This window comes from Bacillus sp. NS1, assembly GCF_058248265.1.
Map to the genome: position 1 here is coordinate 972,179 of NZ_JBZAZF010000003.1, position 11,241 is coordinate 983,419.

Below are 11,241 nucleotides of genomic sequence, written 5' to 3' on the forward strand. Positions count from 1 at the left end.
CATGGAAAGCGGAGATTTAAGGATTTTTCGTGCTGTTGCCCGCGAAGGAAGCACAACGAAAGCAGCCCAAATGCTGAATTATGTTCAGTCGAATGTGACAGCCAGAATACATAACCTTGAGGAAGATTTGAATATCAGGCTTTTTCATCGAACGAATCGGGGGATGAAGCTGACCGCTGCTGGAGAAAATCTTTTGCAATATGCTGATCAAGTATTATCGCTGTTAGAAGAAGCTGAAAAATCGGCACAGGTGAGCCAGCATCCGAAAGGGCCTTTGCGGATCGGATCGTTGGAAACAACGGCGGTAACGCATCTGCCCGAACATGCGGCCTCCTTTCTCAGACGTTTTCCTGAAGTAGATTTATCAGTGAACACAGCTGATACGCATAATTTGATTCAACAGGTTCTTGATCATAAAGTTGATGGCGCGTTTGTTTACGGGCCGGTTAAGCACACTGATGTCAGACAAATCCATGTTTCCCGTGATGAATTGGTTTTGATTTCATTTTGTGAAGGGACGGCAGAAGATATGCTTCGGCAACCGATGCTCTTTTTCGGAGCTGGCTGTTCTCATCGTTCCAGAATCAAAAGATTACTTGAGGAAGCAGGCATTCAAAATCAAAAAATCATAGAGTTTGGCACATTGGAAGCCATTATAAGAGGAGTATCCGCCGGGTTGGGTACGGCGCTCCTCCCGAAGTCCGCTGTCGACTGCTCCATTTATCGTAGGAATGTATGGGTTCATCAGCTTCCAGCAGCATATCAAGACTTAGAGATCGTATTTATATACAGGAAAGACTTCTTTATTACAAGTGCGTTTCAGAGGTTTATTGATGAGATAAGAGAAATAAAATGATGTATAAAAAAGCGTAGCCGATTGTCAAGACAGCCGGTATACAACAGAGTATCACCTAAACGCAAGTGAATATCAAAGTATGCATACAAAAAAACTGTACTCATTTGAAGCGAGTACAGTTTTTTCCTTTTTATTTCCGTTTTAAATTGATGCCGATCGCCGCGCCGTTTCTGCTTGAATCAGCTACGCCTTTAAAGGTGCCGTTTTCATGGTCGATAGAAATACTTTGTACGTTTCCGATTTCCACCGGGCTTTTGCCGAATTTATGGCCCATGCCGTTTAGTTTACTTAGGACGTCTTCAGGAACTCCGTCTTCGTATCGGTAGGAGCTCATGCTGTTTGTGTAAATTCTCGGCTCTTCAACAGCAGCTTTTAATTCCATGCCGTATTCGATGTGATAGAGAATGGTTTGCAAAACCGATGAAATAATGGTGGCCCCGCCAGGAGATCCGACGGTGAGGACAGGCTTGTCATCCTTAAATAAAATGGTCGGGGTCATACTGCTTAAAGGCCGTTTGTTTGGCTGTACTTCATTAGCTCCACCAGGAACCGCATCAAAATCTGTTAATTCATTGTTTAAAATGACGCCGTAATCAGGAACCATAATACCAGTTCCGAAAAGCTGTTCGATTGTCGTTGTATAGGAAACAACATTTCCCCAGCGGTCGGCAACTGTAAAGTGGGTTGTTTGGCCTTCTACTTTGTCTTTCGGCTGTTCGACTTGCTTATAGTTTGCCGATCCTTCTTGGTATTTCCAAGGATCACCGGCTTTCGGTTTTTTATTGACTTGATCTAAATTGATTAATTGCTGGCGTTCTTTAATATAATCGGGGTGAAGCAAACCTTTGAGAGGAACGTTTACAAATTCGGGATCACCTGCGTAAGACGCACGGTCGGCATAAGACAAATGCATCGTTTCAGCAAGCAGTTGATATTTTTCCCATGAGCGGACATCGTATTGTGAAAGGTTAAAATCATCAAGTATTTTCAGCATTTGCAATAAGAAAATACCGCCAGAGCTTGGAGGAGGAGTAGTTGCGATTTGATAGCCTTGATAGTCTCCCCAAATCGGTTCATCGATTGTAATATCATAATTTTCTAAATCTTTCTTCGTCATTGACCCGCCGAAATCCTGTACTGTGTCAGAAAGCGCTTTGGCAAATTTTCCTTCATAAAAAGCGTCAGTGCCTTTTGAGCGAATGAGCTTAAACGTTTTTGCCAAATCCTTTTGAATCAATGTATCGCCTTCTTTAAGCGGCTCGCCATTTGGCAAAAATACATCTTTTGCGGCAGTCCGTGACAGCTTTTCCTGATAATTCGAAATGGCATCTGCCAACACCGAATCAATCGGAAATCCTTTTTCAGCAAGTTTAATAGAAGGGGTGATTAATTGTTTCATCGAGCGGGTTCCCCATTTATCCAGAGCTTCCTCCAGTCCTTTCAGCGTACCTGGAACACCGACAGCAGTTCCTTTTGTCACACGCTCAGAGAAAGGAATGGCTTTGCCGTTTTCATCGAGAAACATATCGGGAGTTGCGCCTGCTGGAGCACGTTCACGACTGTCAATGATCGTTGTATCCTTTGTTTTTCCGTCATACACCATCATAAAACCGCCGCCGCCAATGCCTGACATCATCGGCTCTGTTACATTGAGTGCAAATTGAATGGCAACCGCCGCGTCAATGGCATTTCCTCCTTTTTTCAGCACATCAGCACCGATTTCCGAAGCGAGAGGATGTGCGGTGGCAACCATGCCGTCTTTCCCTACATCTACTTGTTTGTACTCATCGTAGCTTTTGGGCGGCTTTTTAGCTTCCGCGTGAAAAGGGACACTTCCAGCGACTAACAGAACACTAAGCAGAGCTGTTAAACAGACGTTCCACGTTCTTTTCATGTTCTCCCTCCTATATGAAGCTGTTATGTTACAATCTTAGCGTAAAAAACTTACAGCGTTTTCACAAGTGACAAATGGTATATTATATAGAACATTAACCCGTTTTTCTGTGCAAAATTGATTATATTGATATGAGCCATGTGCTATATTAGAATCAGAGCTACGGATTAAGAAAGGACTGCTATATGTATTTAACGATTAAAGAAACAGCAGAATATGCAAATCTTTCAGAGGATTATATTAAAAGCTTGGTGATCGAAGGAAAAATCAGGGCCGTTCATGATGGTGAGCAATTTTTAATTTATAAGGGGCAGTTCAAAACACATCTCGAACAGCTGGAAAATTACAAAGCGCTTGTGCAGGAAATATTAAATGAACCAATCCCGGAAGATATTGATGTAAAGGATGAAGATTAGGACACAATTTCAAATTGTGTCTTTTTTTGTATATCCTTTTAAAAACAACAGAAAAATCGAATCGTCAGATTTTGTTTTAAGAGGTTTTTTGATGATATATAGAGCAATGAGTATCAAATAGGTTAAGAGCTTTATATGAGGGTATAAAACGCATTTGCGAGGGAGGAGTTTTCGAAAGCCTCTGTTATTCGCTTATGTAACACTATGTATATTATGTTACATAAATGCCGCCGCACTTTGACATTCAACGTTTTTCAGCTATAATAGTAACATAGACCTCAAAACGTTACATAACGGTTTTTAAGGAGTTTTTTGATGCATATTGTACAGCCGATTCGCAGTTTAGAGAAAATCCAAGATGTAAAACAGTATTTGCTAAACAAAAATAAGCGGGATTATTTTCTGTTTATCTTCGGCATCAACAGTGCGCTCCGCATTTCTGATATTCTGCCGCTGCAAGTGAAGGACGTTAAAAATAAGGATCATTTATGGGCGACTGAAAGCAAAACGAAAAAGAAAAGGAAGATTTTGATTTTAGAATCGCTGAAACACGAAATATACGAGTATACGAAAGACATGAAAGAAAACGAATATCTTTTTAAATCTGTACGGACAAGGAAGCCGATTTCCCGCATTCAGGCCTACAGGATTTTAAGAGAAGCCGCCGCAGCGTGCGGACTTGAGGAGATAGGGACACATACGCTCCGGAAAACGTTTGGCTATCACTTTTACCAGCGGACAAAAGACATTGCAGAGCTGCAGAGAATACTGAATCATTCATCACCCTCGATTACAATGCGGTATATCGGTATTGATGAAGATACAACTAGGGCCGCGTATAAGGTTTTTGGAGGGCTTTAATATAAACCGCTTGAAAATATTGATCATCAGAGCTACTATATAAATACAAAAGCTCTAGTAGCACAGCGGATAGTGCAGCAGTTTCCTAAACTGCAGGTCGGGAGTTCGAATCTCTCCTAGAGCGTTCGTTATATTCACAAAAAGACAACAGGCTATTCGTCTGTTGTCTTTCTTTATGTCAAATAAAAAACGCCCGCTTATACCGGGCGTTTTTCTTATATAACTGCGTCAAATTGATTGACTTTCCATTTTTTATTCTCTTTTACAAATGTCACTTTCCGTTTCGCTGAAGGTGATCCATCTAAAGTAGGAACAGTAAATTCGTATGTGACTGTGCCGCCTTTTTTAGATATCAGTTTAGCGCTTGATTTTTTCCAATTTAAAAGGTTGTCTCCGTCACCGATTGGCACGGCAAGTTTACCTTTTGAAACAGTAAAATGATAGTCTTTAAAGCCTTTTTCGATTGCTGTTTTTGTGAAAATAGGAGTTAAGTAATTCACTGCTTTTGCTTTAGTGCCTAGATCACTGCACATATACACATATTGAAGATTTTGATACTCAAATGTGCCTGATGGGCAAACTGCTTTTTTCTCTTTTGGATTGTGGCCGCTCATTGTGTTCCAAAAGTGTTCTCTTGCTGATAATGCCAGCTGCAGTGCTTGTTTTTGTGATAAATCACCTGAAGTATTTTTCGCAAATGCATTTGTGCTTAATGACAGAATAAGTGCAATAGTTGTTAGAAATAGAAGACATTTTTTCATTATGGTTCACTCCTTCAAAATCTCTTTCTCTTATGTTACAAATGTTACAATAATTACGGATAGATTACAATACTTTTGCATAAATTATTTTTTATTCTTTTACTCACAAAGAAATAGGCTGTTACTTGCTAGTTTATTCTTCTTAAGCTAAAAAGATGTGTAAAATGAGAAGAATCGGGAAGGGTTTCATATGTACAGTGATGAATAATAACATGTTGCATATCCTGTTTTTGTCAAAAAAATGGGAACATGTTTACAAACGAATTCAAACAAAGGAGCTTTCAATATGGAAACATCACAAGAACAACTTGTAACTCAGAAAAGCAATCCATCTGTCTGGCGGTCTATGTCACTCTTTTTAGTGCCGCTTCTGCTAAGCAATGTGCTGCAATCAGTCGGCCAGCTAGTCGGGATGATGGCTGTAGGCAGATGGCTTGGTGTTGATGCGGTTGCAGCTGTATCATCCTTTTTCCCGTTATTTTTTCTTTTAATCTCATTTACCATTGGAATCGGTTCAGGAAGTTCGATCCTGATCGGACAAGCCTACGGGGCGAAGAATGAGGAGCGGTTAAAGGCTGTTGTCGGAACGACGCTAACGTTTACATTTTTATTAGGGGTTGTGTTAGCCGTCATCGGCAGTATATTCACCTTGGATATACTTCGTTTAATGGGCACGCCTGAAAATGTCATTCATGTCAGCGCCAGCTATGCACGCATTTTATTTTACGCTATGCCGTTTATGTTTTTATATTTTGCTTATACAACATTTTTGCGCGGAACAGGGGATTCGAAGACACCGTTTTATACGCTTATTGTGAGCACGGTCATTAACATAGCGCTTCTGCCTGTCTTAATCCTTGGCATGTTCGGTTTTCCGAAACTAGGCATATACGGCTCCGCATATGCAACCGTCATTTCCACAATTGCGACATTTCTCGTATTAATGGTGTACTTGCGAAAACGAAACCATCCGCTGCAATTTGATAAAACGGTGCGGCGTTATTTGAAAATGGATAAGGAACTGCTGGCTCTCCTGCTGCGCCTCGGGATTCCATCAAGCATCAATATGATTCTCGTCTCATTATCAGAGATAGCGGTTATTTCATTCGTCAACCATTACGGTTCTAATGCGACAGCTGCATACGGCGTGGTCAACCAGGTAGCCAGCTATGTGCAGATGCCGGCCGTCAGCCTTGGCATTGCAGTATCTATTTTCGCTGCGCAATCGATCGGAGCGAACGAGTTTGACCGCTTAAAGCAGGTCATTCGTGTCGGGATTTGGCTGAATTATATCATTGGCGGCGTGCTGATCATTCTAATCTATGTTTTTTCACAGCAGATTTTAGCGTTATTTTTAACCGAGAAAGACACACTTTACATCGCGCATCGTCTCTTGATGATTACATTGTGGAGCTATTTGCTCTTTGGAAATGCCCAAATTATTTCTGCGACGATGCGGGCAAGCGGAACGGTTTTATGGCCAACTGTTATCAGTATTTTCGCTATCTGGGGAGTAGAGGTGCCTGTCGCGTTCGTACTTTCCCACTACACAAAACTTGAGATACTCGGCGTCTGGGTTGGCTATCCGGCTGCGTTTGCTGTCAGCTTGCTGCTGATTTATGGATATTATCAATTTGTGTGGAAAAAGAAACAGATTACACGCCTCATTCAATAGCCTCCCGAATTACACCGTTCATCATTTGAACGGTGTTTTTTTATTTGATAGGGAAAACATAAAATGGAGGAAATATAGCACAGGACATTGAATTCTTATACAAGCAATGAATCAAGGAGAGGTTGAAGACACATGACTAACTATGTTGAGAAGATTACGCATTTAGGAACACCTGCCATCAAAGCAGGCAACGAACATATAGAAATGATTGTCGTTCCCGAGTGGGGGAGCAACGTCATTTCTCTCGTGGACAAATCAACGAATATCCAGCTTTTGCGTGAACCGGAAACAGCAGAAAGCTTCCATGACACACCAACATTGTATGGCATTCCGATCTTGTTTCCGCCTAACCGGATAAGTGACGGTACATTCAGTTTCCGGGGCAGAACATATCATTTTGATGTCAACGAAAAGGATAAACACAACCATCTTCATGGGTTTCTTTATCAGGAAAAATGGAACGCAGTGACCATGAAGCAAACTGACGAAGAAGTGATCGTCGAAACGGAAATTGATCTTTCAGAGATTCCTCATGTGTATAAACAATTCCCGCATCATGCAGTCGTTCGGATGACTTACACGCTAAGGGAGAATACTCTATTTAAATATGCGACGGTCATGAACAAAGGAAAGGAAGCGTTTCCTTGGGGGATCGGTTATCATACTACATTTGTGTTTCCAGAAGAAAGCTCGTTATTCTCCCTGGCAGCAGATCAGCAATGGGAGTTGGATGAACGCCTGCTTCCGACCGGAAAGCTGACGGATGTACCATATAAAGAAGCCTTGCATGAAGGGATGGATTTACGCCACAAGCAGCTGGATGATGTCTTTTTATCTGCTTATCAGAAAAGAGGCGGAGAAAATCAAGCAGTCATTTATCATCAGCATGCACATATAAGCATTATTTATAAAGCAGATGAGCAATTTAAACATTGGGTTGTATACAATGCGGACGGAAAACAGGGGTATTTATGCCCTGAACCTTACACATGGGTAACAAACGCTGTGAATCTAGACTTGCCTTCATCACTCACTGGTTTACAAGTGCTTGAGCCGGGAGAAGAAACGACAGCCAAAAGCAGTATCACCATTGAACTGAATCATCAATAGCCAATGATGAGGCGCAGAGAGGCGGGGATAAAAAAATGAAAAAAAGCATAAAGCTTTATGTTGCTGTTTTGCTGCTTTTTGTCGTTGCATCGGTACCTTATATGCATCAGGCTGCGCAAGCGGCTGAAAAACAAGATGCACTTGCCGGGCAGATCGATAAGGTTTTAGCTGATCATCCTGCACTCGAAGGCGCAATGGCCGGCATCACTGTTCGCTCTGCGGATACAGGTGCTGTTCTATACGAACATTCAGGAGAAGTCCGGATGAGGCCCGCCTCTTCTCTGAAGCTTTTGACAGCTGCCGCGGCACTTTCTGTCCTTGGCGAGGACTATTCCTTTACAACCGAGGTCCGGACAGACGGCACACTTAAAGGGAAAAAGCTGAATGGAAACCTTTATTTGAGAGGAAAAGGAGATCCGACGCTTTTACCATCTGATTTTGAAGAAATGGCTGAGAAATTGAAACAGTCAGGCGTGAACGTGGTGAAAGGCAATCTAATCGGTGATGATACATGGTATGACGGCATCCGATTATCACCTGATATGCCATGGAGTGATGAATACACGTATTACGGTGCGCAAGTCTCTGCTTTAACAGCGTCTCCGAATGAAGACTATGATGCAGGCACCGTGATTGTAGAGGTCACCCCGGGTAAAAAAGAAGGGGAAAAGCCTGCTGTATCTATATCTCCGAAGACGGATTATGTAACGATTAAGAACAATGCTGAAACGACTGCGGCCGGCCAAAAGAAAGACCTTACGATCGAAAGAGAGCATGGGAAAAACACGATTACAATTGAAGGGAGTGTACCAGCTGACGCAAGCAGGACAAAGGAATGGATTGCTGTCTGGGAACCGGCTGGATACGCCCTGGATTTATTTAAGCAGGCACTAAAAAAGCAAGGAATTACTGTAAAAGGGAATGTCAAGACGGGCGCTGCGCCCGGTTCGTCAGACATGTTAATCTCTCATCGCTCAATGCCTTTGTCAAAACTATTTGTGCCGTTTATGAAATTAAGCAATAACGGACATGCCGAGGTGCTCGTAAAAGAAATGGGGAAAGTGAAAAAAGAAGAGGGGAGCTGGGAAAAGGGACTCGAGGTATTAAACAGTACACTTCCGGAATTTGGTGTTGATCCCAAATCACTTGTCTTAAGGGATGGATCAGGAGTCTCTCATATTAATGCTGTATCCTCAGATCAACTCTCACAGCTGTTATACGACATTCAAGATCAGAGTTGGTTCTCGGCTTATCTAAATTCTTTACCTGTTGCAGGCAAACCTGACAGAATGGTAGGCGGAACGCTGAGAAACCGCATGAAAGATACTCCTGCACAAGGAAAAGTAAGGGCAAAAACCGGATCGCTAAGTACGGTCAGCTCTCTATCCGGTTACGCAGAAACAAAGAGCGGAAAAAAGCTTGTTTTCTCTATTCTGCTAAACGGATTGATTGATGAAGAGGATGGAAAAGATATTGAGGATCAAATTGCTGTCGTTTTAGCAAATCAATAATAGTGTCAGGCCTGTTTTCCAAGAGAAAACAGGTTGTTTTATGTCTTCAATAATATTCCGGTCGCATCTGCCAACAAATAGAAAGATTACGCGCAACAGCAAATTAGCACAATTGAAAAATTAGTGTGTAAGACCTGAATTAAAATGATACTTTTATCACTTTATGTTCAAATATTTGATGAAGATAGAAACCAAAACTAAAGAAATAATACTATATTCAAAAAAATGTTATAAAAATTTAATATTTTTTATTGTACTTTAAAAAATATCCGTTAATATAGTGCATATATGGATTATATAGTCATATAATTTCTTTTATTGTCATTTTTCTACTTTTTTCTTATCCTCTTATTATGAGAACTGGAGGGAATCCGTTGAGCCAACATACTTATTCTTTAACCCATGCCCAAAGGAGAGTGTGGTTTACCGAACTGCTGGAGCCAGGTACCAGCATTTGCAATCTTACGGCCTGTGTGAAATTCAGAGGCAATATTGATCTTGATGTTCTAGAGGGCGCGCTAAATCATTCTATCTCCCGCAACGACGCCATCAGGTTTCAGCTGCTAGAAGGAGAAGAGCTTGAGCCGCGATTGTGCCTTACTGAATATAAATATACTTCACTGGGAATAATAGATTTTTCAAACGTTGAAATGATAGAAATAGAGCAATGGATACAAAAACAAGCGAGAATCCCATTTAAACTATTCAACTCGCCTCTTTATCAATTTTATCTCCTTAGAATCCACAATCATGAGGTTTGGCTGTTTGCTAAATTCCATCATATTATAATGGACGGCATCTCCTTAAACGTGATGGGAAATCAAATTATAGATCTTTATCAAAAAATGAAAAAGCAAGATCCTTTACCCGATCAGCCTGAACCTTCTTACTTGAGCTACATCGAAAAAGAGAGTCAATATTTACAGTCTTCACGTTTTGCAAAAGACCGTTTATTTTGGACTCAAACCTTTCAGAATCCGCCGGAATACCACTCATTAGCCGGCCAGACGTCTTTACAAAAACAGAGCACATCCGCATCCAGAGATACCATCACCCTTTCACCTCATCTAGGGCAAACGATTCGGATCTTTTGTGAAGAACAAAAGATCAATATCATTTCCTTATTCATGGCTTCATTTTACATATGCATCAGCCGGATCACTTCTAAAAAAGACCTTGCCATCGGCACCTACTATGGCAACAGAGGGTCAAAGGCTGAAAAAGAGATGCTCGGCATGTTCGTCAGTTCTCTTCCCATCAGAATAACGGTTGATCCTGACGCGGACTTTCTATCCTTTGTCCGCAGAGTAGGCAGGGAACAGCTTTCCGTTATGCGTCACCAACGGTTTCCTTATAATTTGCTGGTAAATGAATTAAGAATAGAACAGAAGGATTTACACAACCTTATTGGTATATCTATGCAGTATCACCCGCTCCAATGGTACAATGCAGACGGTTTTGACTATGAAACGGCGCTTTATTTCAGCGGATACACCGCGAACGAGCTTTCTGTTCAAATACAGGAACGGACAGACACCGGAACTATTCAATTAAATTTCGACTATCAAAATATCTTGTTTTCTCTTGAGGATATTAAGCGAATACAAAACCATCTGCTTACGTTAATGGAAAATGCCCTTCAACATCCGCACAGTTTCATAAAAGAATTAGATATGACTAATATAAGAGAGAAACAAAAATTGTTGTATGAGTTTAATAAGACGGAAGCTGTTTCGCCTGAAGCCCCGACCCTGCACGGACTGTTTGAACGACAGGCGGCTGTCACACCGGAACGGCCGGCCATCCGCTTTTCCGGCGGTTCGCTGACGTACGCTGAGCTTGACATGTATGCCAGTCGGCTGGCTGCGCGCCTCGCGGCACGCGGCGTCACGAAGGAATGCATCGTCGGTGTCCTGTCTGAACGGTCACCTGAAATGCTGATAGCTGTCCTTGCTGTATTGAAGGCAGGCGGGGCGTATTTGCCGCTTGATCCTGCATATCCAAAGGAACGGCTGAGCTACATGTTGAAAGACAGCGGGGCCGCGCTCTTGCTGACGCAGCCGGGATGTTCCGCACCGAACTTTTCCGGGGAGACGCTTGAAGTGGACACGGCATCTCTTGCGAGCGAAAAAGCAGAAAGTCATGTATTTGCTCCTG

9 protein-coding genes and 1 tRNA gene are annotated in these 11,241 nt (G+C 42.0%); 8 read left to right on the forward strand and 2 right to left on the reverse strand.

Annotation, left to right across the window (positions count from 1 at the left end; genetic code table 11):
• The first annotated feature begins 1 nt into the window (after window position 1).
• On the forward strand, window positions 2-856 hold the full coding sequence (yofA, locus tag AC4CV5_RS15655; protein ID WP_490923174.1) for a LysR family transcriptional regulator YofA: 855 nt from the start codon (window positions 2-4) through the stop codon (window positions 854-856).
• 130 nt (window positions 857-986) lie between these two features.
• Here yofA and ggt read toward each other — a convergent pair whose 3' ends face one another.
• Window positions 987-2,750, reverse strand: coding sequence for a gamma-glutamyltransferase (gene ggt, locus AC4CV5_RS15660; protein ID WP_222142956.1), 1,764 nt, complete (start codon window positions 2,748-2,750; stop codon window positions 987-989).
• Window positions 2,751-2,935: 185 nt separating this feature from the next.
• On the opposite strand from ggt, the gene AC4CV5_RS15665 reads away from it, so the two are divergent.
• The 3 genes from AC4CV5_RS15665 to AC4CV5_RS15675 all read left to right on the forward strand — a co-directional run bounded on the left by AC4CV5_RS15665 (window position 2,936) and on the right by AC4CV5_RS15675 (window position 4,151).
• Window positions 2,936-3,166: an excisionase family DNA-binding protein gene (locus AC4CV5_RS15665; protein WP_166852368.1), complete on the forward strand. Its 231-nt coding sequence runs from the start codon at window positions 2,936-2,938 to the stop codon at window positions 3,164-3,166.
• A 315-nt stretch (window positions 3,167-3,481) separates the two neighbouring features.
• Window positions 3,482-4,027, forward strand: coding sequence for a site-specific integrase (locus AC4CV5_RS15670; protein ID WP_060398741.1), 546 nt, complete (start codon window positions 3,482-3,484; stop codon window positions 4,025-4,027).
• 51 nt (window positions 4,028-4,078) lie between these two features.
• Window positions 4,079-4,151 (forward strand) — tRNA-Arg (locus AC4CV5_RS15675).
• A gap of 91 nt (window positions 4,152-4,242) precedes the next feature.
• Here AC4CV5_RS15675 and iseA read toward each other — a convergent pair.
• Window positions 4,243-4,788: a DL-endopeptidase inhibitor IseA gene (gene iseA / locus AC4CV5_RS15680; RefSeq protein ID WP_373923429.1), complete on the reverse strand. Its 546-nt coding sequence runs from the start codon at window positions 4,786-4,788 to the stop codon at window positions 4,243-4,245.
• Window positions 4,789-5,074: 286 nt separating this feature from the next.
• On the opposite strand from iseA, the gene AC4CV5_RS15685 reads away from it, so the two are divergent.
• From AC4CV5_RS15685 to AC4CV5_RS15700, 4 genes are all read left to right on the forward strand, one after another.
• On the forward strand, window positions 5,075-6,463 hold the full coding sequence (locus tag AC4CV5_RS15685) for an MATE family efflux transporter (protein ID WP_456520982.1): 1,389 nt from the start codon (window positions 5,075-5,077) through the stop codon (window positions 6,461-6,463).
• Window positions 6,464-6,595: 132 nt separating this feature from the next.
• Entirely contained in the window at window positions 6,596-7,573 is a 978-nt protein-coding gene (galM, locus tag AC4CV5_RS15690) for an aldose 1-epimerase (RefSeq protein ID WP_490923176.1), read from the forward strand.
• A 35-nt stretch (window positions 7,574-7,608) separates the two neighbouring features.
• Entirely contained in the window at window positions 7,609-9,084 is a 1,476-nt protein-coding gene (gene dacB, locus AC4CV5_RS15695) for a D-alanyl-D-alanine carboxypeptidase/D-alanyl-D-alanine endopeptidase (protein ID WP_490923177.1), read from the forward strand.
• A 374-nt stretch (window positions 9,085-9,458) separates the two neighbouring features.
• Window positions 9,459-11,241 (forward strand): condensation domain-containing protein (locus AC4CV5_RS15700; protein WP_490923178.1); only part of this gene is annotated, 1,783 nt, incomplete at its 3' end.

Coding starts and splice junctions, on each gene's coding strand:
- AC4CV5_RS15670 (WP_060398741.1), top strand. CDS start 3,482: ATGCATATTGTACAGCCGATTCGCAGTTTAGAGAAAATCCAAGATGTA.
- ggt (WP_222142956.1), bottom strand. CDS start 2,750: ATGAAAAGAACGTGGAACGTCTGTTTAACAGCTCTGCTTAGTGTTCTG.
- iseA (WP_373923429.1), bottom strand. CDS start 4,788: ATGAAAAAATGTCTTCTATTTCTAACAACTATTGCACTTATTCTGTCA.
- galM (WP_490923176.1), top strand. CDS start 6,596: ATGACTAACTATGTTGAGAAGATTACGCATTTAGGAACACCTGCCATC.
- yofA (WP_490923174.1), top strand. CDS start 2: ATGGAAAGCGGAGATTTAAGGATTTTTCGTGCTGTTGCCCGCGAAGGA.
- AC4CV5_RS15665 (WP_166852368.1), top strand. CDS start 2,936: ATGTATTTAACGATTAAAGAAACAGCAGAATATGCAAATCTTTCAGAG.
- AC4CV5_RS15685 (WP_456520982.1), top strand. CDS start 5,075: ATGGAAACATCACAAGAACAACTTGTAACTCAGAAAAGCAATCCATCT.
- dacB (WP_490923177.1), top strand. CDS start 7,609: ATGAAAAAAAGCATAAAGCTTTATGTTGCTGTTTTGCTGCTTTTTGTC.